The 25,862-nt window shown below is 62.8% G+C and carries 21 protein-coding genes and 3 tRNA genes; 10 read left to right on the plus strand and 14 right to left on the minus strand.

What is annotated here, in order from left to right; genetic code table 11:
* Position 1: 1 nt before the first annotated feature.
* The 5 genes from topA to CO667_RS07010 form a co-directional block, all read right to left on the minus strand.
* Complete coding sequence (gene topA / locus CO667_RS06990; RefSeq protein ID WP_097617676.1) at positions 2-2,671, minus strand: type I DNA topoisomerase; 2,670 nt, start codon at positions 2,669-2,671, stop codon at positions 2-4.
* A 237-nt stretch (positions 2,672-2,908) separates the two neighbouring features.
* Positions 2,909-4,051: a DNA-processing protein DprA gene (gene dprA, locus CO667_RS06995; protein WP_097617677.1), complete on the minus strand. Its 1,143-nt coding sequence runs from the start codon at positions 4,049-4,051 to the stop codon at positions 2,909-2,911.
* Positions 4,051-4,671 (minus strand): glycerol-3-phosphate 1-O-acyltransferase PlsY, encoded by a 621-nt coding sequence (plsY, locus tag CO667_RS07000; protein ID WP_097617678.1) that lies wholly within the window; start codon positions 4,669-4,671, stop codon positions 4,051-4,053. Before plsY ends, dprA begins: the two co-directional genes overlap by 1 nt.
* Positions 4,672-4,714: 43 nt before the next feature.
* Positions 4,715-6,004 carry a dihydroorotase gene (locus CO667_RS07005; protein WP_097617679.1) on the minus strand — a complete coding sequence of 430 codons (1,290 nt, stop codon included), beginning with the start codon at positions 6,002-6,004 and terminating at the stop codon, positions 4,715-4,717.
* A complete protein-coding gene (locus CO667_RS07010; protein ID WP_097617680.1) occupies positions 6,001-6,957 on the minus strand; it encodes an aspartate carbamoyltransferase catalytic subunit in 957 nt (318 codons plus the stop codon). The genes CO667_RS07005 and CO667_RS07010 overlap by 4 nt, the downstream gene beginning before the upstream one ends.
* A 179-nt stretch (positions 6,958-7,136) precedes the next feature.
* On the opposite strand from CO667_RS07010, the gene CO667_RS07015 reads away from it, so the two are divergent.
* Complete coding sequence (locus CO667_RS07015; RefSeq protein ID WP_097617681.1) at positions 7,137-8,795, plus strand: acyl-CoA dehydrogenase family protein; 1,659 nt, start codon at positions 7,137-7,139, stop codon at positions 8,793-8,795.
* Between the two features lie 690 nt (positions 8,796-9,485).
* Here the strand turns inward: CO667_RS07015 and CO667_RS07020 are convergent.
* The gene (locus CO667_RS07020) at positions 9,486-12,371 is read right to left on the minus strand and encodes a ribonuclease E/G (RefSeq protein WP_097617682.1); all 2,886 of its coding nucleotides are present in this window, start codon (positions 12,369-12,371) and stop codon (positions 9,486-9,488) included.
* Positions 12,372-12,995: 624 nt separating this feature from the next.
* Here CO667_RS07020 and CO667_RS07025 point away from each other — a divergent pair.
* The 3 genes from CO667_RS07025 (at position 12,996) to prfB (ending at position 18,307) form a co-directional block, all read left to right on the plus strand.
* Positions 12,996-14,252: an N-acetylmuramoyl-L-alanine amidase gene (locus CO667_RS07025; protein WP_097617683.1), complete on the plus strand. Its 1,257-nt coding sequence runs from the start codon at positions 12,996-12,998 to the stop codon at positions 14,250-14,252.
* Positions 14,253-14,613: 361 nt separating this feature from the next.
* The gene (locus CO667_RS07030) at positions 14,614-17,073 is read left to right on the plus strand and encodes a penicillin-binding protein 1A (protein WP_097617684.1); all 2,460 of its coding nucleotides are present in this window, start codon (positions 14,614-14,616) and stop codon (positions 17,071-17,073) included.
* 102 nt (positions 17,074-17,175) lie between these two features.
* Positions 17,176-18,307, plus strand: a protein-coding gene (gene prfB / locus CO667_RS07035) for a peptide chain release factor 2 (protein WP_179874079.1) whose coding sequence is annotated in 2 segments (ribosomal slippage) — positions 17,176-17,244 and positions 17,246-18,307 — 1,131 coding nt in all. Because the reading frame shifts where the segments join, the coding sequence is not laid out codon by codon here.
* 54 nt (positions 18,308-18,361) lie between these two features.
* Here prfB and CO667_RS07040 read toward each other — a convergent pair.
* Genes CO667_RS07040 through CO667_RS07050 form a run of 3 tightly spaced genes read right to left on the minus strand, consistent with a single transcriptional unit; the run spans position 18,362 to position 20,703 of the window.
* A complete protein-coding gene (locus CO667_RS07040; protein WP_097617722.1) occupies positions 18,362-19,381 on the minus strand; it encodes a dienelactone hydrolase in 1,020 nt (339 codons plus the stop codon).
* Positions 19,382-19,415: 34 nt separating this feature from the next.
* Positions 19,416-19,925 (minus strand): hypothetical protein, encoded by a 510-nt coding sequence (locus tag CO667_RS07045; protein WP_097617686.1) that lies wholly within the window; start codon positions 19,923-19,925, stop codon positions 19,416-19,418.
* 4 nt (positions 19,926-19,929) lie between these two features.
* Positions 19,930-20,703: an NAD kinase gene (locus CO667_RS07050; RefSeq protein ID WP_097617687.1), complete on the minus strand. Its 774-nt coding sequence runs from the start codon at positions 20,701-20,703 to the stop codon at positions 19,930-19,932.
* Between the two features lie 155 nt (positions 20,704-20,858).
* Here CO667_RS07050 and CO667_RS07055 point away from each other — a divergent pair.
* Positions 20,859-20,934 (plus strand) — tRNA-Thr (locus tag CO667_RS07055).
* A 141-nt stretch (positions 20,935-21,075) separates the two neighbouring features.
* The gene (locus tag CO667_RS07060; protein WP_179874080.1) at positions 21,076-21,471 is read left to right on the plus strand and encodes a hypothetical protein; all 396 of its coding nucleotides are present in this window, start codon (positions 21,076-21,078) and stop codon (positions 21,469-21,471) included.
* A 31-nt stretch (positions 21,472-21,502) separates the two neighbouring features.
* On the opposite strand, the gene CO667_RS35295 is transcribed toward CO667_RS07060, so the two are convergent.
* On the minus strand, positions 21,503-21,640 hold the full coding sequence (locus tag CO667_RS35295; protein ID WP_179874081.1) for a hypothetical protein: 138 nt from the start codon (positions 21,638-21,640) through the stop codon (positions 21,503-21,505).
* Positions 21,641-21,704: 64 nt separating this feature from the next.
* Positions 21,705-21,863 (minus strand): hypothetical protein, encoded by a 159-nt coding sequence (locus CO667_RS35300; protein WP_179874082.1) that lies wholly within the window; start codon positions 21,861-21,863, stop codon positions 21,705-21,707.
* 127 nt (positions 21,864-21,990) lie between these two features.
* On the opposite strand from CO667_RS35300, the gene CO667_RS07065 reads away from it, so the two are divergent.
* A complete protein-coding gene (locus CO667_RS07065) occupies positions 21,991-22,767 on the plus strand; it encodes a hypothetical protein (protein ID WP_245433074.1) in 777 nt (258 codons plus the stop codon).
* Between the two features lie 18 nt (positions 22,768-22,785).
* Here CO667_RS07065 and CO667_RS07070 read toward each other — a convergent pair whose 3' ends face one another.
* Genes CO667_RS07070 through CO667_RS35305 form a run of 3 tightly spaced genes read right to left on the minus strand, consistent with a single transcriptional unit; the run spans position 22,786 to position 24,567 of the window.
* On the minus strand, positions 22,786-23,478 hold the full coding sequence (locus CO667_RS07070) for an AprI/Inh family metalloprotease inhibitor (protein WP_097617689.1): 693 nt from the start codon (positions 23,476-23,478) through the stop codon (positions 22,786-22,788).
* A 25-nt stretch (positions 23,479-23,503) separates the two neighbouring features.
* On the minus strand, positions 23,504-24,394 hold the full coding sequence (gene rlmB, locus CO667_RS07075; protein WP_097617690.1) for a 23S rRNA (guanosine(2251)-2'-O)-methyltransferase RlmB: 891 nt from the start codon (positions 24,392-24,394) through the stop codon (positions 23,504-23,506).
* Positions 24,391-24,567 (minus strand): hypothetical protein, encoded by a 177-nt coding sequence (locus CO667_RS35305; protein WP_179874083.1) that lies wholly within the window; start codon positions 24,565-24,567, stop codon positions 24,391-24,393. Before CO667_RS35305 ends, rlmB begins: the two co-directional genes overlap by 4 nt.
* A gap of 30 nt (positions 24,568-24,597) precedes the next feature.
* On the opposite strand from CO667_RS35305, the gene CO667_RS07080 reads away from it, so the two are divergent.
* The 3 genes from CO667_RS07080 to CO667_RS07090 all read left to right on the plus strand — a co-directional run.
* Positions 24,598-24,682: transfer RNA gene (locus CO667_RS07080), tRNA-Tyr, on the plus strand.
* 24 nt (positions 24,683-24,706) lie between these two features.
* Positions 24,707-24,780: transfer RNA gene (locus CO667_RS07085), tRNA-Gly, on the plus strand.
* A gap of 348 nt (positions 24,781-25,128) precedes the next feature.
* On the plus strand, positions 25,129-25,862 hold a 734-nt coding region (locus CO667_RS07090), incomplete at its 3' end, for an elongation factor Tu (RefSeq protein ID WP_143540699.1).

A 25,862-nucleotide genomic window follows, 5' to 3' on the forward strand; every position in this document is an offset into this window, starting at 1 on the left:
GTCAGCCCTTTTTCGATTTCGCCGGCGCTTTCGCCTTCGTTGTCTTCGGCTTGGCCGCCGTCTTGGTGGTCTTGGCTTCGGCTGCCGCCGCCTTCGGCTTGGCTTTCGCCTTGGTCGCCCTGCCGGCCGATGCCTTGCCGGCGGGGGCTTTGCCGGCCTTTTCCGTGATCAGCGCAAGCGCCTCCTCGACGGTGATGGCCTGCGGATCCTTACCCTTCGGCAGGGTGGCATTGACCTTGCCCCAATTGACGTAAGGGCCGTACTTGCCATCGCGAACGGTGATGGCGCCGCCGTCGGGATGATCGCCGAGTGTCTTCAGCGCCGCCGGCGTGCCGCGCGAACCCCGGCCGGGCGCCTGGTTCGCCTTTTCGGCGATAACCGTCACGGCGCGGTTGAGGCCGACCGAGAACACGTCCTCGATGGTTTCCAGATTGGCGTAGGAACCGTCATGCAGCAGGAACGGCCCATAGCGCCCGATGCCTGATGAAATCATCTTGCCCGATTCCGGATGTTTGCCGATATCGCGCGGCAGCGAGATCAAAGCCATCGCCTTCTCGTAGTCGATTTCCTCTGGCTTCCAGCCCTTCGGCAGCGAGGCGCGTTTGGCTTCCTTGCCGTCGCCGCGCTGGATATAGGGGCCGAAGCGGCCGGACCGCAGCGTCAGCTCTTCGCCGGTCGTCGGATCGGTGCCCAGGTTCTTCGGCTCGTTGAGGGCAACACCATCCGCTTCCCCGCCATTTTCGGAAGAGAGCTGGCGGGTGTAGTTGCATTCCGGATAGTTCGAGCAGCCGACGAAGGCGCCGTATTTGCCGAGCTTCAGCGACAGGTTGCCGGTGCCGCAGACCTGGCAGATCCTGGGATCGCTGCCGTCCTCCCGCTTCGGGAAGACCAGTGGCGCCAGCGCCTCGTTCAGCGAATCCAGCACATTGGTGACGCGCAGTTCCTTGGTGTCTTCGATCTGGGCGAAGAAATCCTTCCAGAAATCGCGCAGCACCTGCTTCCAGTTAAGCTCGCCGGCGGAAATCCGGTCGAGCTTCTCTTCGAGATCGGCGGTGAAGTCGTATTCGACATATTTGGTGAAGAAGCTCTCAAGGAAAGCCGTCACCAGCCGGCCCTTGGCCTGCGGGATCAGCTTGCGCTTGTCGATCGTCACATAGTCGCGGTCGCGCAGTGTGGCGAGCGTCGCGGCATAGGTGGAGGGGCGGCCAATGCCGAGCTCTTCCATCTTCTTGATCAGCGAGGCTTCGGAATAGCGCGGCGGCGGTTCGGTGAAATGCTGCGTCGAATTGATCTTCTGCTTGGCGAGCGTCTCGCGCGCATTGATCTCCGGCAGGCGGCCATCCTCGTCGCCATCGTCGCTCTGCTCGCCGTCTTCCTTCTGGTCGGTATAGGCGGCGATGAAGCCGTCGAAGCGGATGACCGAACCGACGGCACGCAACCCGGCCTTCTCGCCCTTATTGTCGGCGGTGATTTCAGCCGTGGTGCGCTCGATCTCGGCCGACGCCATCTGGCTGGCGATGCCGCGCTTCCAGATCAGGTCGTAGAGGCGGATCTGGTCGGCATCGAGGAATTTGCGCACGCGGTCGGGCGAGCGGTCGAAATCGGTCGGACGGATCGCCTCGTGCGCCTCCTGGGCGTTCTTCGCCTTGGTGGAATAGAAGCGCGGTTTTTCCGGCATGTAGCGCTCGCCGAACTGGTCGACGATGGCGCGGCGTGCCGCATCGATCGCTTCGGGCGCCATCTGGACGCCGTCGGTTCGCATATAGGTGATGAGACCGACTGTCTCGCCGCCAATATCGACGCCTTCATAGAGCTTCTGGGCGACCTGCATGGTGCGCGAAGCGGAGAAGCCGAGATTGGAGGAGGCGGCCTGCTGCAGCGTCGAGGTCGTAAATGGCGGTCCCGGATTGCGCTTGACCGGTTTTGCTTCAACGGAGTCGACGATGTAGCTCGCGCCTTCGAGCAATGCCTTGAGCTTGCCGGCATCCTCGCCGTTGCCGATCGCGCGCGGCGGAAGCCGCTTGCCGTTTGCCGAAACCAGTTTCGCCTCGAACTCGTCGCCGCGCGGCGTCTTCAGGAGTGCCGAGATGTTCCAGTATTCTTCCGAAATGAAGCGCTCGATCTCGGATTCGCGGTCGCAGACCAGGCGAAGTGCCACCGACTGGACACGGCCGGCCGAACGGGCGCCGGGTAGCTTGCGCCACAGCACCGGCGAAAGATTGAAGCCGACGAGATAGTCGAGGGCGCGGCGCGCCAGATAGGCGTCGACCAGCGGCACGTCGATGTCGCGCGGATCGGCCATCGCATCGAGCACCGCCTTCTTGGTGATCGCATTGAAGACGACGCGCTTGACCGGCTTGCCGTTCAGCACCCGCTTCTTGTTCAGCATGTCGAGAACGTGCCAGGAAATCGCTTCGCCTTCGCGATCCGGGTCGGTCGCGAGAAACAGGCCGTCGGAGGATTTCACCGCGTCGGCAATATCCTTCATCCGCTTGGCGGAGGCACCATCGACCTCCCAAAGCATTTCGAAATCCTGATCAGGAAGAACTGAGCCGTCCTTGGCAGGCAGATCGCGCACATGGCCGAAGGAGGCGAGCACTTTGTATCCCGGACCCAGATACTTGTTGATCGTCTTGGCCTTGGCAGGCGATTCCACCACTACAACATTCATGATGATTCTCTAAAATGGAAACGACGCCAGCGTTGAAGCCAGCGCGACACACACCGAAACATGGATACCGGCTCTCCGACATGGACAGGGAAATCGCTGCGGTCAAGGGGTTTGGTACAATTTTACCTCTTGCATCAGCTGCAGCTAAAGGGAGATTGTGAGGAAAATACAATTTTAGATAGGCGGCTGAAGGTTTTCGACACAGAGGTTCGGCAATTCTCCGATATCGTGCAAAGTTCAATCGGAAAGCGAGACGAGGCCGCCCTGATGCCGGTGCAGCCTGCCTGATATATCGAGCTCCAGAAGAATGAGATAGACCGCCGATGCCGACAGGCCGGTATGGCGGATGACGTCGTCGATCTCGACCGGGGTCGGCCCGAGCGCATCGATGATGCGAGCCCGGTCTGAATCGCCGGGCGGCATCGTCATCGCCTTGCCGTCACCTGCCGGTTGCTCCGCCATCGATGACGGGAACAGTTCGAATTGCGTCAGCGGCGCCAAAGCCTCGACGACATCGGCGGGCGTGGTGACGATCGAAGCCCCGTCCTTCAGCAACCCGTTGGTGCCGTGGCAGCGCGGATCGAGCGGCGAACCGGGCACGGCAAACACCAGCCGGCCGAACTCGCCGGCAAGCCGTGCGGTGATCAGCGAGCCCGAGCGTGTCGCCGCTTCGATGACCACGAGGCCGAGCGCGATGCCGGCGATCAGCCGGTTCCGGCGCGGAAAATCGCGGGCGCGGGGCTCCCAGCCGAAGGGCATCTCGCTCACCGCCAGGCCGTTGCCGCCGGTGATCTCCTGGAGCAGGCCGATATTCTCCGGCGGATAGGGCTGGTCGAGACCGCCGGCAAGGGCGGCGATCGTGCCCGTATCGAGGCTTGCCCGATGCGCTGATGTGTCGATGCCGCGCGCCAGACCCGAGACCACGGTATATCCTGCCCGGCCGCAGTCGCGCGCCACCATTGCCGCGAATTTTACGCCGGCGGCCGAGGCATTGCGTGAGCCGACGATGCCGACAGCTGGTCGTTTGGCGGCGGCAAGCGCGCCCTTGACGGCCAGCAGCGGCGGCGCGCCGTCGATCTGTTTCAGTGCCTGCGGATAGTCGGGCTCGCCGATGCCGACGAAGCGGGCGCCGAAGCGATGCGCCGCCTCCAATTCCCGATGCGCCTCGGCCTCGCTGGCGATGCGGATTGCCCGCGTCGCGCCGCCGCGCGCCGAAAGCTCCGGCAATGCGGCAAGTGCTGCCTCGGCCGAGCCGAAATGATTGATGAGGTCGCGAAAGGTCGCGGGGCCGATATTGTCGGAACGGATGAGACGCAGCCAGGCAATTCGCTGCCGCTCGGTCAGCACGACGCCTTTTGATCCCGCGCCCGGCGCATCCATTAGCCCTTTGCTCCGATCTTGCTTTCCGTCCCGCCCATCAGGCGCGAAATATTCGCCCTGTGCTTCCAATAGGAAATCAGCGTCATGATCGCCATGACGGCCGCAACCTTCTCGTTGCCCAATATCCACAGCGCCACCGGAGTGACGAGCATGGCGACCAGCGCCGACAGCGAGGAGTAGCGGGTGGTGAAGGCGACCGCCAGCCAGACGGCGGCGAAGAGCACGACCATGATCGGCGCGACGCCGAGCAGGGTGCCGATATAGGTGGCGACACCCTTGCCGCCCTTGAAGCCGATCCAGACCGGGAAGAGATGGCCGATGAAGGCGAAGAAGCCGGCGATGATCGCCGCCTCCTCACCGAGGAAATAGCCGACGACCCAGGCCGCCACCGATGCCTTCAGCGCGTCGAGCAGCAGCGTCGCTGCCGCAAGTTTCCGGTTTCCTGTTCGCAGCACGTTGGTCGCGCCGATATTGCCCGAACCGATGCTGCGCACATCGCCGAGGCCGGCGGCGCGTGTGAGGATCAGGCCGAAAGGGATGGAGCCGAAGAGATAGCCGATGACGGCGGCGGCAAGCGCGATCGGCAGCGTGATCTGCCATGACATCAGATTGGATAACATATGCCCCCTCGGCCCTCCGTGATATCCTCAGTCCAGCCGTCTCCTAGAGCGCGTGGACAAGCTTTCCCGAGACGTATGTCGCGACCGCCCGCCCGCTGAAGCGTGCGTCTTCGAACGGCGTGTTCTTGGAGCGGGAGAGAAGCATGTCTTTGGCGACAAGCCAAGGCTCATCGAGATCGATCAGCATGATATCGGCCGCCGCGCCCGGCTTCAGCGTGCCGGCATTCAAGCCGAAAATCTGCGCGGGGCGGGTGGACATGGCATCGATCAGGCGCATCAGGCTCACCTGGCCGCCATGGTGAAGCCTCAGCGCCGCTGCCAGCATGGTTTCTAGCCCGACCGCGCCATCCTCGGCCTCGCCGAAGGGCAGGCGCTTCGTATCGACGTCCTGTGGGTCGTGCGAGGAGACGATGATGTCGATCGCGCCGCTGGCAAGCGCATCGACCATCGCCACCCGGTCGTCTTCCGGACGCAGCGGCGGATAGAGCTTGAAGAAGGTGCGGTATTCGCCGATGTCGTTTTCGTTGAGCGCCAGATTGTTGATCGAGACACCGCAGGTGACCTTCGCGCCGCGGCTGCGGGCGCGTTCGATCGCCTCCACCGATTGCGGCACCGAGATCATCGCGGCATGATAACGACCGCGCGTCAGCTCGGCGATCCGGAGATCGCGTTCGAGCGGGATGAGCTCGGCTTCCCGCGGGATGCCGGAGAGCCCGAGCCAGCTGGCGAAAAGCCCTTCATGCATGACGCCGTTGGCGCCGAGATATTTGTCGCGCGTTTCACAGGAGACGACGGCGCCGAATTCGCGCGCATAGGTCATGATCCGGCGCAGCACCTGGGTGTCGTGGACGCTGGAATGGGCATCGGTGAAGGCGACGGCGCCCGCCTGCATCAACAGGCCGATCTCGGTCATCTCTTCGCCGGCAAGGCCCTTGGTGATGGCGGCGGCCGGATAGACGTTGACGGCGGCCGTATCCCGCGCTGTCTTCTTGACGAATTCGACGAGCGCGATGTCGTCGATGACGGGATCGGTGTCCGGCATCATGATGATCGAGGTGACGCCGCCGGCCGCCGCTGCCCGGCTCGCCGAGGCGATCGTCTCGCGATGTTCGCCGCCGGGTTCGCCGATATGGACGCGCGCATCGACGAGGCCGGGTGTGGCGACAAGGCCGGTGCAGTCGCGGATGACGGCGCCATCCGGCGCGCCCTGGTTCTGTGCCGCATGGCCGGCGGCGATGATCACGCCGTTTTCTGCGATGATCGTGCCCACCTCGTCGAGATTGCGCGAGGGATCGACGATGCGGACGTTCTTGAGGACGATCGGGTTGCTCATGCCTTCAATCCATCGCTGCGGGGACCCTGGTTCTGCGAGACAAGCAGTGTCTCCATGACGGCCATGCGCACTGCGACCCCCATTTCCACCTGTTCGGCAATCACGCTCTGCGGACCGTCGGCCACCTCCGAGGCGATCTCGACGCCGCGGTTCATCGGGCCGGGATGCATGACCAGCGCATCCTCCTTCGCCGCCTTCAGCGTTTCGGCGTCGAGCCCGTAGAAGTGGTAGTATTCGCGCACCGAAGGCACGAAGGCGCCGGACATGCGCTCGCGCTGCAGCCTCAGCATCATCACCACGTCGGCATCCTTCAGCCCTTCCTTCATCGAATGGAAGACCTCGACGCCCATCTCGGCGATGCCGGCGGGCAGGAGGGTGGCGGGCGCGACGACACGGACGCGCGCGCCCATCGCATTGAGCAGCAGGATATTGGAACGCGCCACCCGCGAATGCAGCACGTCGCCGCAGATCGCCACGATGATGCGCGAGAGCTTGCCCTTGGCGCGGCGGATCGTCAGCGCGTCGAGCAGCGCCTGGGTCGGATGCTCGTGCTGCCCGTCGCCGGCATTGACGACCGAGCAGGAGACTTTCTGGGCGAGGAGGGCGGCGGCACCGGCGCTCGAATGGCGGATCACCAGCACATCGGGGCGCATCGCATTCAGCGTCATCGCCGTGTCGATCAGCGTTTCGCCTTTCTTCACCGAGGAATTGCCGACCGACATGTTCATGACGTCGGCGCCGAGCCGCTTGCCGGCAAGCTCGAAGGAGGCCTGCGTGCGGGTCGATGCCTCGAAGAAGAGGTTGATCTGCGTCAGCCCGCGCAGCGTCGACGTCTTCTTCTCTCGCTGGCGGCTGATCTTGACGGCTTCGTCGGCCTTGTCGAGAAGATAGGTGATATCCTGCTCGGTGAGGCCCTTGATGCCGATGAGGTGGCGGTGGGGGAAAAAGACCATGACCCTGCCTCTTGCTGTCTCTGGCGGGTCTATAAAGAGTGCTGCCCGCCGGGGCAAGCATGCGCTGTGGGCAAAGGCTTATGTCCCCATGCATTTTCGCCAAAATTCCGATAGAGCAGAAGGAACCGAATCATAACTTCCGGTTTCCCTTTGCCGGGTTCTTACACTAGAAGCGAATTATGACCTCCGCCAACCGGACTGACGAAAAACTCGCAGAACTCAACCAGCCGAGCCTGTGGTCCGGCATCAACGCCTATCGATCCGATCCGCTGATCGTCGATCTGACGGCGGCCCTGCCGCGCGGCATCCGTGAAGACCTGGAAAACATGGGCCGCTACGTCACCTCGCCGGAGGCGCAGGAGCTGGCGCGCATGGCCAACCAGGGTGCGCCGCAGCTGCGCACCCATGGTCCGCGCGGCGAGCGCGTCGACGTCGTCGAGTTCCACCCCGCCTGGCACGCGCTGATGCGCCGCTCCATGTCGGTCGGCCTGCATTCTTCCGTCTGGGATCCGCAGGCCGATACCGAAGCCAAGGATGAGGCCCACAAGGTTCGCGCCGCCCGCTTTTATCTGACGTCACAGCTGGAATCCGGCCATCTCTGCCCGCTGACGATGACGAGCGCCTCGGTTGCCGCGCTCTCGGCCTCGCCCGCTGTACAGAAGGACTGGGCGCCGAAAATCCTTTCGCGCAAATATGATTCGTCGAACAAGCCCGCCATGCAGAAATCCGCCGTGACCATCGGCATGGGCATGACGGAAAAACAGGGCGGCACGGATGTGCGCGCCAACAGGAGCGCTGCCGAAAAGGTCAGCGAAGGCATCTACCGGCTGTCCGGCCACAAATGGTTCATGTCCGCTCCGATGAGCGATGCCTTCATCATGCTGGCGCAGACGAAGGAGGGGATGGGCTGCTTCCTGGTGCCGCGCCTGCTGGAGGATGGTTCCGCCAACGGCCTGCAGTTCCAGCGGCTGAAGGACAAGGTCGGCAACCGCTCCAACGCCTCTGCCGAGGTCGAATTCTCCGACACTTTCGGTTTCCTGCTCGGCGGTCCGGATGCCGGCATCCGCACCATCCTCGACATGGTGACGCTGACGCGGCTCGATTGCGCGCTGGCCTCGTCGGGCATGATGCGCGCCTCGCTCGCCGAAGCCGTGCACCACACCCGCGGCCGCAGCGTCTTCGGCAAGATGCTGGTCAACCAGCCGATCATGACGCGCGTGCTGGCCGACATGGCGCTCGATGTCGCCGCCGCAACGGCGCTGTCCTTCCGGCTTGCCAATGCCTTCGACAAGGCGCGTGGCAATGCCGAGCAAGCGGCCTATGCCCGCGTCATGACGCCGGTCGCCAAATACTGGTGCTGCAAGATCGCGCCGGCGCTGATCTACGAGGCGATGGAATGCATCGGCGGCAACGGTTATATCGAAGAGCGTCCGATCGCCCGCCATTACCGCGAGGCGCCCGTCAACGCCATCTGGGAGGGCTCCGGCAACGTCATGGCGCTCGACGTGCTGCGCGTGCTCAACCGCGGCAAGGATCTGTTCGAAACGGTCTTTTCCGGCCTTGCGCGCGATCTCGGCCCTGCCGGCAAAAAGACGATCGACGTACTGCGTGCGGCAATCGCGCTGTGTGAACAGGATGAGGGTGCGGCGCGCCTGCTCGTCGAACAGCTGGCGCTCGCCGCCGGTGCCGCCGAACTCTATCGGCTGGGCGCCGGACGCATCGCCGATGCCTTCATCGAGACGCGCCTTGCCGGCGGCTGGCGCTCCACCTACGGCATGCTCGATTCGCGCTTCGACGCCAGCTACATCGTCGACCTGCTTTATCCCCCGGCGGCCTGATCGCAAGCGGGAGAATGATGGTTGCGCCCTAACCTAATGGGGGTTCGCCCCGTATTTCGGATTCCCGCAAACGGGGCGAGGGGACGCGCCTTGCGAGATGTGAGCGAGGAACGGAGAGGCTGCCGCAAATCCTCTTCTCCCCTCGGGGGTCCGAAGGACGGGTCGAGACCGGTGGCTCGACCCCGGTCGGTGCCGGCAGGCGGATGAGGGGGCTACACGCCCCCCGCAATTATCTATCCCACCACGCCAACAGCAAGCGCCTGAACCCGGTCAAGACGATGCCAGCGCGGTCGAAACCCGCATAGGCATTGCAGGAAAGACCGGCGTCGCCGGCCCCCTCATCCGCCCTACGGGCACCTTCTCCCCGAGGGGAGAAGAGGGAGTCGAGAGGTTACGGCATGTCCTTTGGCCCGTTTACAGTCCCGAAGGACGGGTCGAGACCCGCGGCTCGACTTCGGTTGGTGGCGGCAGCCGGGGTGAGTTGGTGTCGGCAATCTCCTGGGCCGAGCGTAGGAGATGTTACAGGAACATGATGCCGAATCCGGCAAACACCGCCCGCAGGCCGCGCGTCTTTTCAGACGTGCGAAGACGCCGGATGAGATCAAACTAACGACGATCCCCTCGCCACAAACAAAAATCCGGCCGCGTCGCCGCGGCCGGATTTCAGGGTTTACGTCCGAAAATCAGCGTTCAGAAGAAGCCACGGCGCTGCCACCAGCCGGCTTTCTTCGGCTTGCCGTCGTCGCCGTCGCCGTTTTCGGCGCGGGTGGTGGATTTCACCGTCGGCTCGGAGGAGGTGATGTTGGATTCGCGGTTGGCGCGAACCGGCTTTGCCTCTTCCTGGGCCTCTGCGCGAGCGGGCGCTTCGAGATCGGCGGAGGCTTCGACCAATTCCGGTTCAGCCTCAGCCACAGGTGCCGTCTCGGCGACCGGTTCTTCGACCGGCGCTGCGGCCGGTTTGCGGCGGCCGCGGCTGCGGGCGGGCTTCACCTCTTCGGCGACGACGGCCACACCCTCGACGGCGGCCGCTGCGGCCTGACCTTCGTCAGCCTGCACGGCAACGGCTTCGGCAGTTTCGGCTTCGCCGGGCGCGCCGTCGTTCGAAACGTCGTCGCCTTCGTCCTCACCGCCACTGTCTTCACCGGCTTCGCCGGCCGTCAGTTCGGAGCCATCCTCGGCGCGGTTGCGACGACCGCCGCGCTTGCCGCGACGGCGCCGCTTGCGGCGCTGCGATTCTTCGCTTTCAGCCAGTGTCTCAGACGTGCCTTCGGCGTTTTCATCGCCTTCGCCGGCCTCGTCGTCACCGTCCTCATCCTCGTCGCCGGCTTCACCTGCAGCCGATGCCGGCTGCTCGGCATTGCCGTTGCGGCCGCGGCGGCGCCTGCGGCGCTTGCGCTTGCGGTTGCCGTCACCTTCGCCTTCCGAGCGCACTGCTGCCGGGCGCTCGGCAACGGCCGGCTTTTCCTCGAGTTCCTCGTCTTCGTCCTCATCCGCCTCGATGACGATGTCATCGTCGTCATCCTCAGGAATGGCAGCGAAGTTGAAGAGCGTTTCGATCTTGACCGGGTTTTCCACCGCCTCGCCGCGATCGATCGCGAAATGCTGCGCGCCGACCGAACCATCAGCGTCGATGATGATCGCAACGCCGAAGCGGTTCTCGTAATCGATGATCGTCTGGCGCTTGTGGTTGAGCAGGTAGAGAGCAATATCAGGCGTGGTGCGCACGGTGATGTTGTGCGTGGTGTTCTTGAGCAGATATTCCTCGATGCCGCGCAGGACATGCAGCGCGACGGAGGACTGCGAACGCACATGGCCGCTGCCGCCGCAATGCGAGCAGACCTGCGTGGTCGATTCGAGAACCGACGCGCGGATGCGCTGACGCGACATCTCAAGCAGGCCGAAATGCGAGATCCGGCCGACCTGGATGCGGGCGCGGTCGTTCTTCAGGCATTCCTTCAGCTTCTTCTCGACAGCGCGGTTGTTGCGCTTCTCTTCCATGTCGATGAAGTCGATGACGATCAGGCCGGCAAGGTCGCGCAGGCGAAGCTGGCGGGCGATTTCTTCCGCGGCTTCGAGGTTGGTCTGCAGCGCGGTATCCTCGATCGAGTGTTCGCGCGTCGAGCGGCCGGAGTTGACGTCGATCGAGACCAGCGCTTCCGTCTGGTTCATGATCAGGTAGCCGCCGGAGCGCAGGGTCACCTGCGGCTGCAGCATGCGGTCGAGCTGGGCTTCGATGCCCGAGCGCGAGAAGATCGGGTGGATGTCGCGATAGGGCTGGACCACCTTGGCATGGCTCGGCATCAGCATCTTCATGAAGTCTTTCGCTTCACGATAACCTTCTTCGCCGGCAACGATGATCTCGCCGATATCCTTGTTGTAGAGGTCGCGGATCGAGCGCTTGATCAGCGAGCCTTCCTCATAGACGAGGCAGGGAGCCGTCGACGCCAGCGTCAGCGTGCGCACATTCTCCCAGAGGCGCATCAGATATTCGAAGTCGCGCTTGACCTCGACCTTGGTGCGGTTGGCGCCGGCGGTACGCAGGATGACGCCCATGCCCTGCGGCACTTCGAGCATGCGCGCGATTTCCTTCAGGCGCTTGCGGTCGGCAGGGTTGGTGATCTTGCGGGAAATGCCGCCGCCGCGCGCCGTGTTCGGCATCAGTACCGAATAGCGGCCGGCGAGCGAGAGATAGGTGGTAAGGGCGGCACCCTTGTTGCCGCGCTCTTCCTTGGCGACCTGCACGAGCAGGATCTGCCGGCGCTTGATGACTTCCTGGATGCGGTACTGCTTGCGCGGCTTGCGCTGCACGCGGTCCGGCACTTCTTCCATGGCGTCTTCGGCGCCGACCGATTCGATGACTTCCTCTTCGCCGTGATCGTCATCGTCGTCGTCATCATCGTGGCGACGCTTGTTGGTATCGACGTCCTCGGAAATCTCGTCGGTTTCCACCATGGCGGCGATCGTGCCGCCGGTCGAGCCGTCATCCTCGTTGTCGGCCTTCGAAGCGCCTTCGGCTTCGACATCCGTGGGAACGGCGTCCTCGGTCGCGGTCGCCTCAGCAACCGGCTCGACGGCCTTCTTGCGGCTGCGGCGCGGCCTTGCCTTCTTGGCAGGCGCTTCCTCGGCGGCCTCGGGCGATGTCGCGGCTTCGACCGCTGCCGGCTCTTCTGTTACGGCAGCCGTTTCCGGCGCCTCTGCCGGCACGATGCCGACATCCGGTTGATCCTGCTTGGACAGATCGACCATCGGCGCGGTTTCGACATGCTCGACGTCTTCGTCGCGGCGATGCTCCTCGGCCTCGGCCCGAAGCAGCGCCTGACGGTCGGCGAGCGGTATCTGGTAATAGTCGGGATGGATTTCGGCGAAGGCCAGGAAGCCGTGCCGGTTGCCGCCGTAATCGACGAAGGCGGCTTGCAGCGAGGGCTCGACCCTCGTTACTTTTGCAAGATAGATGTTGCCGCGGATCTGCTTCTTGTGCTGCGACTCGAAGTCAAATTCTTCTATGCGGTTCCCGCGAACGACAACGACGCGCGTCTCTTCCTCGTGAGACGCATCGATAAGCATTTTGTCTGCCATGTAAGCTGTGCTCCTCGGCGTGGCCGCGAGAGCGCATTCCCGACTGCTATTGAAACAGAAAGAATGCGGTCCACTGTAGCCGCGCCGGATAATGAAAGTCGCGCCTGATGCGAGGGGGAGGGCAGCAGCCAGACCGCAGCCGGAACCATGTCGGTCCGGGGCCTGTACACTTCAGATAAAACCTGCTGCGAAACCATCAACAACCAAGCGTGATCGACAAATACGAAGACCCGTTCGGGTCCGATGAGTTTGCTCCCTGAGAGCGTGGTGGCTGATCCACCAATGAATTCCGACAATAAGCCGGAAAATCAGGATCCAGTTCTAGGGATGAAGCGCATGAGACGGCGGACGATGACCGGTGTGGCGCCAGGTCCTGATCTGGCTGGCAGCCTTTGCGGCGACTCTATCCCGTCAACACTTTACCCTAAAATTCGTTGTATGTTTTCTGTGTCACAATAGCAAGGGAAAAGCCAAATGTGCCATAATATTGATGGATTTCAGAACGCATAGAAGCTGGGGATAAAGTGATCGCGATTCGGCAGGCCGCAACGGGTGTTTCGTCACAGCGACGTTCGACGCGGCCGCGGCGGCTCCATCGCAGTACAGATAGGGTGTGGCGGTTTATTGTTTAAGAGGGCTCGGATCACGGCGAAATCCGCGAGTTGGCGATCGACATTCGCAAGGCGGGTTCTGACCGCGTTTCTGGCCGTTGGTCTCCTGTCGGCCGTCGCTGCTGCCGTCGAGGCCGGGGATCCGCTGCTTGCCTATGGCGCGCGCATCGTCGGCGACGATGCAAGAACGCGCATCGTTATCGATTTCGATCGTGAGCCGCGCTTCTCCGTCCACTATATCGCCAATCCGGAACGCATCGTCATCGACCTGCCGGCCACCGCCTTCGGCTTTCCGGCCAAGGATCTCGCCGCCCGCGGCCTGTTCAAGGATATCCGTTACGGCAAGATGGACGAGGAAAGCGCCCGCATCGTGCTGACGACGGCCGGGCCGGTGAAGCTGGCGCTCGCCAAGGTGCAGGCCGACGAGGCCGGCAAGGGGCATCGTCTCGTGCTCGATGCCGAGATGATCGACAAGCAGGCCTTTGCCGAACTGGTCAAAACGCAATCCTGGAGCGACCGGACTGAGGCGGCTGAGACGACCAGCGCCATTCCGGCACCGGAGAAGGCCGCCCCCGGCGATTTCGTCATCGCCGTCGACGCTGGCCATGGCGGCATCGACACCGGTGCGATCGGCGTCGACACCAAGACCGAGGAAAAGCAGGTGACGCTCGCCTTCGCCAAGGCCTTGACCGACCGGCTGAACAAGGAGCCGGGCATCAAGGCCTTCCTGACGCGTGAGGATGACGAGTTCCTGTCGCTTTCGCAGCGCGTGCTGATCGCCCGCCAGAACCATGCCGGGCTGTTCATTTCGCTGCATGCCGACACGCTGAAGCAGAAGGATATCCGCGGCGCCACCGTCTATACGATCTCCGACAAGGCGTCAGACAAGCTTGCCGCCGACCTGGCCGAACGTGAAAACCTCTCCGACCAGATCGCCGGCAAGGAGACCGTCGCCGAGCCGCCCGAGGTCGCCGATATCCTGCTCGATCTGACACGGCGCGAGACCCAGGCCTTTTCGATCTCGCTGGCCGAGAGCGTGCTGAATTCCTTCAAGGATCAGGTCGGCACCATCAACAATCCGCACCGTCATGCCGGTTTCCGCGTGCTGCAGGCCCCTGACGTGCCGTCGATCCTCCTCGAGCTCGGTTTCCTTTCCAATGCCGAGGACGAGAAACTGCTGCTCGACGAGACCTGGCGCGGCAAGATCGTCGGTCTTTTGACCGATGCAGTGAAGCGATACCGCGCCGCCGTCATGGCGAATGGCGGGTAACGCTTTTGTCCCAAAATCGTTCGTGGCTGCGGAATGATGGCATCCATAAAAACAAGGACTTAAAGTCCGTCGCATGAATCGAATTCTGAGCGAAATGGCTCAGATCGGCGGCGGGGGCGGGCGTTGCTTGGATGTGACAGTCCTAATGAAACGAGTCCGCAGCGGTGAATGCGGCGGGCAGAGCCCTATTTTCCTCACAATCGCGCCGTTACTCCGGCTTATGTTTCGTAAGCCTTGAGCGCGGAATCGGCTTGTGGCGGTAGCGCTCATGGAGTAAGCCGCGCAACGTGCAAATTGCCTTGATCCATGCAATCGTTGCGTCTGCGCCGATTGACGATCGAAGAGACCGGTAGCTGAAAATATGGTTAGACTTTTTGGATATTTCTTCGGAATGGCCTGCGTCCTGTTTCTGGTCGCGGCGGCGGGTGTTGCCATCTATCTCGCCAACGTCGCGAAGGATCTCCCGGACTATGCCGTTCTGAACAGCTATGCGCCGCCGGTGACCACCCGTGTCCACGCCGGCAACGGCGCTCTGATGGCGGAATACGCCAAGGAAAAGCGTCTCTTCCTGCCGATCCAGGCCGTCCCCGACCGCGTGAAGGCGGCGTTCCTGTCGGCTGAAGACAAGAATTTCTACAATCATCCCGGCGTTGATCTCACCGGTCTCGGCCGCGCAATCCTCGTCAACCTGCAGAATTTCGGTTCCGGCCGCCGGCCGGTCGGCGCCTCCACGATCACCCAGCAGGTGGCCAAGAACTTCCTTTTGAGCTCGGACCAGACGATCGACCGCAAGATCAAGGAAGCGATCCTCTCCTTCCGGATCGAGCAGGCCTACAGCAAGGACAAGATCCTCGAACTCTATCTGAACGAGATCTTCTTCGGCATGAATTCCTACGGCATCGCCGGCGCCGCACTCACCTATTTCAATAAATCCGTGACCGAGCTGACCGTCGCCGAGGCGGCCTATCTCGCCTCGCTGCCGAAAGGGCCTGCCAATTACCATCCCTTCCGCCATCCGGAAGCTGCGCTCGAGCGCCGCAACTGGGTCATCGACCGCATGGTCGAGAACGGCTATGTCAGCCAGAGCGACGGCGAGGAAGCCAAAAAGCAGCCGCTCGGCGTCACCGCCCGCTCGACCGGCCCCTCGCTTTTCGCTTCGGACTATTTCGCCGAAGCGGTGCGTCGCCAGCTGATCGACCAGTATGGCGAGAAGGTCCTTTATGAGGGCGGCCTTTCGGTGCGCACCTCGCTCGATCCGCAGATGCAGCTCGCTGCCCGCAAGGCGCTGCAGGACGGCCTTGTCACCTATGACGAGCGCCGCGGTTTCCACGGCCCGATAAAGCAGATCGATGCAAGCGGTGACTGGGGCAAGGCGCTTGCCGATATTCCCGCCCTGTCCGACGTGCCGGAGTGGCGGCTTGCCGTCGTGCTCGCCGTCTCCGACAGCAACGTCGACATCGGCCTGCAGCCGACCAAGGATGGAAGCGGCAAGGTTTCAGCCGAGCGTCAACGCGGCACCATCGACGCCAAGAACATGCAGTGGGCTTTCCGTTCGTCCGACGGCGCCCGCAAGACCACGAAATCGCCGGTCGGCGCCGTCGCCCCCGGCGACGTCGTCTATGTCGCAAAGCTTGGCGACGACGCGTCGACCTCCTATCGCCTGCAGCAGCCGCCGAAGGTACAGGGCGGCCTGGTCGCCATGGACCCGAAGACCGGCCGCGTGCTCGCCATGGTCGGCGGCTTCTCTTATTCGCAGTCCGAATTCAACCGCGCCACCCAGGCGATGCGCCAACCGGGCTCCTCGTTCAAGCCCTTCGTCTACGCCGCGGCGATGGACAATGGCTATACGCCGGCTTCCGTCATCATGGACGCGCCGATCGAGATCGTCTCGGGCGGCCAGGTCTGGAAGCCGGAAAACTACGGCGGCGAAGTCGGCGGGCCCTCGACGCTGCGCTCGGGCATCGAGCATTCGCGCAACCTGATGACGGTGCGCCTCGCCAACGATCTCGGCATGAACATCGTCGCCGAATATGCCGAGCGCTTCGGCATCTACGATCACATGCTGCCGGTTCTCTCCATGTCGCTCGGCGCCGGCGACACGACGGTGCTCCGCATGGTTTCGGCCTATTCGGTCATCGCCAATGGCGGCAAGCAGATCAAGCCGACCTTGATCGACCGCATCCAGGACCGTTACGGCAAGACGATCTTCAAACATGAGGAGCGTCTCTGCGAGGGCTGCAATGCCGGTGACTGGCAGAACCAGGAAGAGCCTAATGTCGTCGACAACCGCGAAACCGTTCTCGACCCGATGACCGCCTACCAGATCACCTCGATGATGCAGGGCGTCATCCAGCGCGGCACTGCCGCCGGCAAGATCGATCTCGGCGGCCGCGACGTCGCCGGCAAGACGGGCACCACCAACGATGAGAAGGATGCCTGGTTCGTCGGCTTCACGCCGGATCTGGTCGCCGGCCTCTATATGGGCTTCGATACGCCGGCCCCGCTCGGTCGCGGTGGCACCGGCGGCGTTCTCTCCGCGCCGATCTTCAACGAATTCATGCAGGCTGCCGTCAAGGATGCGCCGGAATCGAAATTCGTCATCCCGCCGGGCATGAACCTGATCCCGATCGACCGCAAGACCGGCATGGCGGCCGCGGACGGCGATCCGAACACCATTGTCGAGGCCTTCAAGCCCGGCACCGGCCCGGCCGACAGCTTCTCCGTCATCGGCATGGACAGCACCATGGCGCCGGAAGAGATCCTGAAGACCTCGCCGCAGGCCAATCAGGCTGTCCAGACCGGCACGCCGGGCCTGTTCTGACCTTCGCCGAATTTTTCGACGCCCGCCGCGACCCTTTACATCCGCGGCGGGCGTCTCTATGTCACCAGCACCTGAAGAAGACCGAGACAGAGAAGCAGGAAAATGCGAGCCGAAATCGAAAACGTGGTCGATGAAACCAAGCAGGCTATCACCCTGCTGAGGAGGCATCTTTGACTGGGACCAGGCGATAAGACGACTGGACTGGTTGAACAACAAGGCAGAGGATCCGAACCTCTGGAATGACGCTTCCGAAGCGCAGAAGCTGATGCGCGAGCGCCAGCAGCTCGATGACGGCATCAATGGCGTCAAGCAGCTCGAACAGCAGCTGAACGACAATATCGAGCTGATCGAGCTCGGCGAGGAAGAGGGCGACCAGAGCGTCGTCAAGGAGGCCGAGGATACGCTGAAGGCCTTGAAGGCCGAAGCCGCCCGCCGCCAGGTGGAAGCCATGCTCTCCGGCGAAGCCGATAGCAACGACACCTATCTCGAAGTGCATTCCGGCGCCGGCGGCACCGAAAGCCAGGACTGGGCCAACATGCTGCTGCGCATGTATACCCGCTGGGCCGAACGTCAGCGTTTCAAGGTCGAGCTTCTCGAAGTCCATGACGGCGAAGAAGCGGGCATCAAGTCCGCGACCCTGCTCGTCAAGGGCCACAATGCCTATGGCTGGCTGAAGACGGAATCGGGCGTGCACCGGCTGGTGCGCATCTCGCCCTATGACAGCAATGCGCGTCGCCACACCTCCTTCTCGTCGATTTGGGTCTATCCCGTCGTCGACGACTCGATCCAGATCGAGATCAATGAAAGCGACTGCCGCATCGACACCTATCGTTCGTCAGGCGCCGGCGGCCAGCACGTCAACACAACAGACTCGGCCGTGCGCATCACGCATATGCCGACCGGCATCGTCGTGCAGTGCCAGCAGGAGCGTTCGCAGCACAAGAACCGCGCCAAGGCCTGGGACATGCTGCGCGCCCGCATGTACGAAGCGGAATTGAAGAAGCGCGAGGACGCCGCCAACGCCGAAGCCGCCTCCAAGACGGATATCGGCTGGGGCCACCAGATCCGCTCCTACGTGCTGCAGCCCTACCAGCTGGTTAAGGACCTGCGCACCGGTGTCGCCAGCAGCGCCCCGGACGACGTGCTCGACGGCGATCTGAACGAGTTCATGGAAGCCGCCCTTGCCCACCGCATCAGCGGCGCCGCCGACGCGGTCGTCGAGGATGTCGACTGATAGGCGCCACAGCGTCGAGACGCAAAAGCCCCGGAAACGGGGCTTTTCTTTTGCTTAAGCCATCGCGCTAACTTCGCTGCCTTGAAACAGCGCTGCCGCCAGATCGGCAATCTCGTCATGAACGGCCGCGCGCTCGATCCCCGGAGGATCGGTAAAGAGTTCCGCCGCAAAGGCGAGGCCCAGCGCCGAGCCCTCCGGCACGAAGACATAATGTCCAAGGCCGCCGCCGAAGATTTTAAGCGCGCTGCGCTTGAGCCGCGCATGCAGCCATGCCGAACATTCCTCGGCCGGCGCCGCCCTGTCGGCATCGCCGACCAGGATAAGGGCGGGCGCCTCGACGGTTTTCAGGCTTTCCCAGGTGAAACAGAGAACCGACCGCCCCGGCGCGCAGACAAGGGCGGCCTTGATTCTGTCATCCCGGTAGGACCGCGACATGCGCGACCAGGAATCACCAAACACATCGCTGCTGCGAAGCAATGTCGGGATATGATCGGCAAGGTCGGGAAACTCCCTTGGTCCGCGCGCTCCGCCCGGCTTCATCCTGGATGGTTCGAACTGCGAGAATTGGGCGACGGCGCCAAGCAGCAGCATCACGCTATAGGCTCCGGCCGAAAATCCGGCCGCAAACACATGGGTCGTATCGATCTCGCCTGAGAGATCGTTGAGCCAGCCATCCCGGTGGTCGAGCATGAAGCTCAGATCCGGCGCCCGTTCCCAAAGGCAGGCGAAGCCTTCGGCGCGATAGGGCTCGATGCCGGTATTGCCGTGATGGCTGACGCCGAGCGCTGCAAATCCGCGATCGACCAGGCGTCGCGCCAGCCACTCCAGCCCGGCTGCCGATCCGCCGGTGCCGTGCGACAGAAGCACCAAGGGATAGGGTCTGGCCGCCGGCCGGATGGGTGCGTCGCGGGCGACTGCCGCCTTCTGGAACCAGCTTCTTTCCGCCGTATCGCTTTCCCGCGCCTCATCGGCAGCGGGATACCACAGCGACCAGTTGATGGGTCTGGGGCCGTCTGCGTCCCAGTTCGACCTGTTCTCGTCGTAGAGGACGCCGTCGCGAAAGCCGAGTTTCATCGCTTGCATGCCTCTCCGAACAGATCCCGGCTGTTCAATTCGTCGCCTTCTCCACCGTGATGTCGCCGAATTCATCGATCAGCACGGTCCACCCATCCGGCTCGGCGGCAGGGTTGGTCTTCAGATAAATCGTGGCGAACAGCCCCGGCTGCTTGATGATGCCGTTCGAATTCTCGGGGCGTATATCCGTAACGTAAGGCTTTAGGTCGCTGATCTCCTGCAGCTCGACGGTCGAGGCGATTGCCGGGCCGGTGTCGGTCTGGGCAATCTGCTGCAGATAGACCTTCGAGGTCCTGTCGTCCTGGCGGACGGCAAAGAGCTTGTAATAGCCGTGACGCGGCGTGGCCTTTCCCTCGGGGTTGGCAACGCTCTCGGTGCCCCCGGGCGCCCGCTCGACATCAGGTGCGTTGCCGTCGTCCTGCCAATAGCCGGTGCTGGTCGCGAAAATCACCGATGCCGGCAGGATGGCATCCTGCGCCGGCAAGGCTGCGGCGGACCACCCGATGAGGAAAACGGTGGTCATCAATGTCAGACGCATTGCCATTGTCTCAATCCTTGAACTGCTCGGCAAGAATACGGTCGGACCAGGAGCGGTCGGGATCGGACAGGATGCGCGCCGTCATATGCTCCGACTGGGCGATGCGGACATGCAGCACCGATTTGACCTCCGTATTGTCAGCCACCGCGTTCACCGGCCGCTTCACCGGCTCGAGGACGTCGATATCGACGGTCACCTTGTTCGGAAGCAGTGCGCCCCTCCAGCGCCGTGGCCGGAAAGCACTGACCGGCGTCATGGCGAGCAGTGGCGCCTCGAGCGGCAGGATCGGGCCATGGGCGGAAAGATTATAGGCCGTCGACCCGGCAGGGGTCGCCACCATCAGCCCGTCGCAGATCAGTTCCTCAAGGCGCACGCGCCCGTCTATCGTGACCCTCAAATTGGCGGCCTGATAGGACTGGCGGAAAAGATAGACCTCGTTGATGGCAAGCGCGGTCGAATTGGTGCCGTCGGCGTTGGCCGTCGTCATCTGCAATGGGCGGAAGACGTTTTCAACGGCGAGGCAGATGCGCTCCTGAAGGTGTTCGCTGCGATAGTCGTTCATCAGGAAGCCGACCGAACCGCGATTCATGCCGTAAACCAGCTTGCCGGAGTTCATGGTGTGGTGCAGCGTCTGCAGCATGAAACCGTCGCCGCCGAGCGCGACGATGACATCGGCTTCATCAGCCGGGACGTCGCCATAGATGCGAATCAACTCCTCGCGCGCGGCAAGCGCCTCCGTCGTGGGGGAGGCGAGAAAGGAAAGCGTCTGAAATGAACGGCCCATGCAATGCCCTTTGTGATGCTGCTCTAGCTAAAGGATAAAGGGCTGGCGCGACAAGGCCGTTTTCTCTAGCCGAGCCTTTTGAGCGGCAGCCGACCTCCATACAGACACGAATTTTCCTTTACAGAATCATAGAATCTGCTAGTTGGGCAATTATTGCCCTTGTAGCTCAGTTGGTAGAGCACCTGATTTGTAATCAGGGGGTCCCGGGTTCGAACCCTGGCGGGGGCACCAGCCGACGCTCTGTGAGCTTCGGCTCGGCGAGCCGAAGAGCGCAGCTCAGCGGAGGCACCGCTTTCCCCAGGTTCGACGTTGCTTCGCTCGATCGCACCCAGCAGATTTTTCAAATGGCAAGTATCGCTTGATGAACCGCGCGTGAAGGACTGCTTCAGCGCCAATTCAGCCGCGCCCGCCTATCTTCGTCTCATCATCAATGAGGAAACAGCCATGAAGCTCGCACATCTCTTTCTCGCCGCAACCATATCAGTCGGTGCGGCTTTCGCGTCCGTCGCACCGGCGGCCGCCATGCCGGCCGAGCGGCCGGCGGTGACGGCCCAGGGTGATATCATTCAAGTTCGCGATGGCTGGCGGCGGGATCGCGACCGCGACGACCGTGACGACGGTGGCTGGCGCGATGAGCGCGATTGGCGCCGGTCCGACTGGCGCGATGATCGCCGTCATTGGCGGCGGTGGCGTGCCGAGCGTTGGCAGGAACGCCGCGAGTGGCGTGATTACGATCGCGGCATACCGTTCTGGCTCTACCGCGGCTGACGATAAAGGCCCGGATCATCCGGGCCCTTTTTCAATGGGTGACGGGTTCGTTGACGCTCGCTTCGATCCTGTCGCCATTGCCGGACTGACCGGCGCCCGACGGCGACATCACGGCGATGCTGAGCACGGAGGCGACCATGAAGGCAACGACGGCGATCATTATGCGCATAGGCGTTCAATCCTCGTTCGATTCCGGGATTAACGCGTGATCGCGGCCGGCGTTCCTGCCGGGATTATTGCACCGGTCCCGGCTGCGCGGCGCCGGGCGCCGTCGGCGACAGGGGATCGGGCTGGTGGATGGGATGCGAGGTGTCCACCCAGATGATACTGAGAATAATCACGACGAAGACCGAGACAAAGAGGATACCGAAAATCAGCGGTCGAATGGCCATGATAGGGATCGTTCCTTCTTGCTTCTGACCGGTCGCTGCAACCGTTCATCGCCCGATCATAGTGCTCCGGAAGGTCTTTCCAAGGCAAAAGTGGATTTCTCTGGCATCGGGCAGGTCGGATCGAACCATGCCAGAGATACCGAAGGATTCGGAGACGGGAACTCTCATGAAGCGGACGATCACCACGTCGATTATCCTTGCGGCACTGATTGCCGGCGCCGGAGCATCTGAAAAACCAGCCCCTTTCGACAGGCCGGTGAAAGTGGATGTCATCGCGCTGCCGAAGGACGAATTCAATCCCGATGCAAAGCCGAAGATCACCTGCAGCCGCTATCCCGCCTTCATGGTCAAGGAGGTCGATCTCGGCGAGGTCGGCGCCGAAAAGCTGGCGCTGCTGGCCGCCGATGCGCCCTGTGAGCGCGCCGGCGAGCGCGAGCGGGTGATCGAGGACGATACCGCCGGTTACCTCATGGGGGTCAGCGGCGGCTTCGTCTTCTTCCGCGCGGCGGATGGATGGAACGGCGGGCTGCCCTTCGTCGTCTACGATGCGGCGACCGGCGAACGGCTGCTGGATGATTCCCTCGAGGGCGACAATTTTACCGCGATCAGGAGCGGGAAGGGGGAGCTGACTCTCGATTTCCGCCGCGTCTACACCGCTTCGTGTTTGCTCTATCTCGACGCTGCCTGCGCCAAGGCGATTGCGGCCGACATCGGCCTGTCACTGACGCAACTCCCGGATTGCGCCGCAGCCTACAAGGCGGAAATGAAGCGCAGCCCCGATCACGCCAGCGAAATCGAGAAACTGCCGAGCGTGATCGTCTACCCTGTCGAAGTTGCCTATGCGGCGCGCGATACGACTCGCCGGCCCATGGACGGACGAACCACTTGCGGGACGCCCGACTGATCGCAAAAGACTCTGGGATTAGCGGCGCACCAGCGAAAGCGGTTTGCCGCCTTCCTCCTTCGACTTGTCGAAATTGCCGTCGGCGCGCATGGTAAAGCCAAGCGACGAACCGTCCTGGCCCATCAGCGTCAGCCCGAAACCGTCGATATGCCAGACCGCAAGCTTCAGCTTGGCGACATTGGCGGCGCAGTCCCCCGAAAGTGACAGCGGCGCGTTGCCCTGCGCATCGGCATGGCCATCGAGCGTCACGCCGCAGAGCCTTTCGCCGTCCGGCCTTTGCATCGTCCATGTCCCGGCCAGGCTGTTAAAGCTCGGCAGATGATCGATGCCATCGGGTGCTGATATCAGCAAAAGCGGCGTACCGTCTTGCGTCTTCATCGGCGAGCCCTCGTTCTCAATGAAACGGGCAAGCACCTTGCGCGTCGCATCGATCAGGATGACGCCGCCATTGCCGTCGAAATTCCAGGCATAGGCTTCGGCAAGCGAAGGCAGCGGCTTGCTGCAGGAGTCCTGGCCGGAGAGCGAATAGCCGCCGATCGTCTGGTCGGTTTCCAGCGTCATCCGGCACCCGGCTTGGCCGTCTTCCGGGGCAATGAGATAGGTTCCGGACTGCGCTTTGAGAATGTCGGGATCGATATCCTGGCCATATGCCAGTCCGCAGACAAGCAGCACCGCTGCCGAAGCTGTGAGTCGAGGGATGAGACGGATCATGACATTCCCCTTTGTCCCAGCCAGTCTATGCCTTCAAGTGGAGCCGCGCCGCATAGAGCGCGATCGCCGCCGCATTCGAGACGTTGAGCGATTTGATCGCGCCCGGCATGTCGAGACGGGCAAGGGCGTTGACGGTTTCCCGCGTCTTCTGCCGCAGGCCCTTGCCCTCGGAGCCGAGCACCAGCGCCAGCTTCTCACCGGAGAAGGTGCCTTCAAGCGGCGCCGGTCCTTCCGAATCGAGGCCGATGGTGGTGAAGCCGAGCTTGTGCAATTCGCCGAGCGCATCGGCGAGATTGGTGACCTGTATATAAGGGATCAGCTCCAGCGCGCCGGAGGCGGATTTGGCGAGCACGCCTGACTCGGTCGGGCTATGTCTCTGGGTGGTGATGACGGCGCCGGCATTGAAGGCAACGGCCGAGCGCATGATCGCGCCGACATTGTGCGGATCGGTGACCTGGTCGAGGACGAGCAGGAGAGGGCTGTCCTTCAGCGCTTCGAGCCGGCGGACCGGCAGCGGCCGCGTTTCCAGCATGACGCCCTGATGGATCGCCTCGGGGCCGAGCACCTTATCGATCTCCTGCGGCGAGACGATCTCGAAGGGAATGCCGAGGGTTTCCAAGTCGACTTCGAGCCGCGCCAGCGCGTTCTGCGTCGTAAACAGCTTGATCTTCTTGCGCTCGGGATTGTCGAGGGCGGCGCGCACCGTATGCAGGCCGTAGAGATGCACCTGATCGGGGGCCAGCGCCGGCGGCTTCCAGTCCTCGCCGCCACGCTTGCGCTTCTGCGGCTGAGGTGTCGGAATCTCGCCGCGTTCGCGCTTGGCGTCACGGTGCGCGCGCCGCAGCGTGGCGTAATGCGTATCCTTGGCGGATGGGTCTGTCGCGGGCTTGCCGCCGGATTTCTTGTCTTTGCTCATGCGGCTTTATAGCCACGCGGCTCGCCGCCGCATAGGCTTTCTTTCATGTGCCGGCTTTCGGCGGAGAATGAAATTTTTCGTGTTTTTTCCGTTGTCATCGTGTTGACAGACTGAAATGCTCCGGTCATATACGCGGCGCAGACGACAGGCGGCAACGCTTCGAAGTCTGACAAACTTGGTCTTCTAGATCCGGACGAAAAACTGGAGAGATGCCCGAGTGGTTAAAGGGGACGGACTGTAAATCCGTTGGCTCAGCCTACGTTGGTTCAAATCCAACTCTCTCCACCATTCGTCATCGGATCGGACCACCCCGCGGGTATAGCTCAATGGTAGAGCAGCAGCCTTCCAAGCTGAATACGCGGGTTCGATTCCCGCTACCCGCTCCAGTTTTCCCAAGCCCCATTGGTGCGACCGCCGCCGCCCTTGATAATTCCGCACGCACGTGTTTCGCAAGTGCCTGGCAATAGCGGCTGTCGACTGGCAGGCCAGGGCGCTGGACCCCGGGCGCCCGTGGCTCGTCTCCGGTAGTCCACGCGATTTTCTCCAAGGATTTCAGCGATTTTCAAGGGGGCTTCGGCGAATCGCCTTGCAGGCGGCGAATTGTCCCCCATATGCGCTGTCACACCAAGAATGGCGTCTGCAATTAAGTCTTGCGCAATTTCGCCGAAAGCCTTAAACGGCGGCACTAAACCGGTTCGCCGGGGTCCACTATTTCGTTCACAGGAAGCATTCAAATGGCAAAGAGTAAGTTTGAGCGCAACAAGCCGCACGTCAACATCGGCACGATCGGCCACGTTGACCACGGCAAGACGTCTCTGACGGCAGCGATCACGAAGTACTTCGGTGAGTTCAAGGCGTACGACCAGATCGACGCGGCTCCGGAAGAAAAGGCCCGTGGCATCACCATTTCGACGGCGCACGTCGAGTATGAGACGCCGGCCCGCCACTATGCGCATGTCGACTGCCCCGGCCACGCCGACTACGTCAAGAACATGATCACCGGTGCTGCCCAGATGGACGGCGCGATCCTGGTGTGCTCGGCCGCTGACGGCCCGATGCCGCAGACGCGCGAACACATCCTGCTGGCCCGCCAGGTCGGCGTTCCGGCGATCGTGGTGTTCCTGAACAAGGTCGACCAGGTTGACGACGCCGAGCTTCTCGAACTGGTCGAGCTCGAAGTTCGCGAACTTCTGTCGTCCTACGACTTCCCGGGCGACGATATCCCGGTCGTCAAGGGTTCGGCGCTTGCTGCTCTTGAAGATTCGGACAAGAAGATCGGCGAAGACGCGATCCGCGAGCTGATGGCTGCGGTCGACGCCTACATCCCGACGCCTGAGCGCCCGATCGACCAGCCGTTCCTGATGCCGATCGAAGACGTGTTCTCGATCTCGGGCCGCGGTACTGTGGTGACCGGCCGCGTCGAGCGTGGCATCGTCAAGGTTGGCGAAGAAGTCGAGATCGTCGGCAT

Origin of the sequence: Rhizobium sp. L43 (assembly GCF_002531725.1) — a bacterium.
GTDB lineage: Bacteria > Pseudomonadota > Alphaproteobacteria > Rhizobiales > Rhizobiaceae > Rhizobium.

What these genes read in the sequence shown, in the direction of transcription:
- rlmB (WP_097617690.1), bottom strand. Translation starts at nt 24,394, where the DNA reads ATGAGCAAAGACAAGAAATCCGGCGGCAAGCCCGCGACAGACCCATCC.
- CO667_RS07020 (WP_097617682.1), bottom strand. Translation starts at nt 12,371, where the DNA reads ATGGCAGACAAAATGCTTATCGATGCGTCTCACGAGGAAGAGACGCGC.
- CO667_RS07010 (WP_097617680.1), bottom strand. Translation starts at nt 6,957, where the DNA reads ATGGTCTTTTTCCCCCACCGCCACCTCATCGGCATCAAGGGCCTCACC.
- CO667_RS07045 (WP_097617686.1), bottom strand. Translation starts at nt 19,925, where the DNA reads ATGGCAATGCGTCTGACATTGATGACCACCGTTTTCCTCATCGGGTGG.
- CO667_RS07040 (WP_097617722.1), bottom strand. Translation starts at nt 19,381, where the DNA reads ATGAAACTCGGCTTTCGCGACGGCGTCCTCTACGACGAGAACAGGTCG.
- CO667_RS07005 (WP_097617679.1), bottom strand. Translation starts at nt 6,004, where the DNA reads ATGAGCAACCCGATCGTCCTCAAGAACGTCCGCATCGTCGATCCCTCG.
- CO667_RS07050 (WP_097617687.1), bottom strand. Translation starts at nt 20,703, where the DNA reads ATGGGCCGTTCATTTCAGACGCTTTCCTTTCTCGCCTCCCCCACGACG.
- dprA (WP_097617677.1), bottom strand. Translation starts at nt 4,051, where the DNA reads ATGGATGCGCCGGGCGCGGGATCAAAAGGCGTCGTGCTGACCGAGCGG.
- CO667_RS07030 (WP_097617684.1), top strand. Translation starts at nt 14,614, where the DNA reads ATGGTTAGACTTTTTGGATATTTCTTCGGAATGGCCTGCGTCCTGTTT.
- CO667_RS07065 (WP_245433074.1), top strand. Translation starts at nt 21,991, where the DNA reads ATGCCAGAGATACCGAAGGATTCGGAGACGGGAACTCTCATGAAGCGG.
- CO667_RS35295 (WP_179874081.1), bottom strand. Translation starts at nt 21,640, where the DNA reads ATGCGCATAATGATCGCCGTCGTTGCCTTCATGGTCGCCTCCGTGCTC.
- topA (WP_097617676.1), bottom strand. Translation starts at nt 2,671, where the DNA reads ATGAATGTTGTAGTGGTGGAATCGCCTGCCAAGGCCAAGACGATCAAC.
- CO667_RS35300 (WP_179874082.1), bottom strand. Translation starts at nt 21,863, where the DNA reads ATGGCCATTCGACCGCTGATTTTCGGTATCCTCTTTGTCTCGGTCTTC.
- CO667_RS07015 (WP_097617681.1), top strand. Translation starts at nt 7,137, where the DNA reads ATGACCTCCGCCAACCGGACTGACGAAAAACTCGCAGAACTCAACCAG.
- CO667_RS07070 (WP_097617689.1), bottom strand. Translation starts at nt 23,478, where the DNA reads ATGATCCGTCTCATCCCTCGACTCACAGCTTCGGCAGCGGTGCTGCTT.
- plsY (WP_097617678.1), bottom strand. Translation starts at nt 4,671, where the DNA reads ATGTTATCCAATCTGATGTCATGGCAGATCACGCTGCCGATCGCGCTT.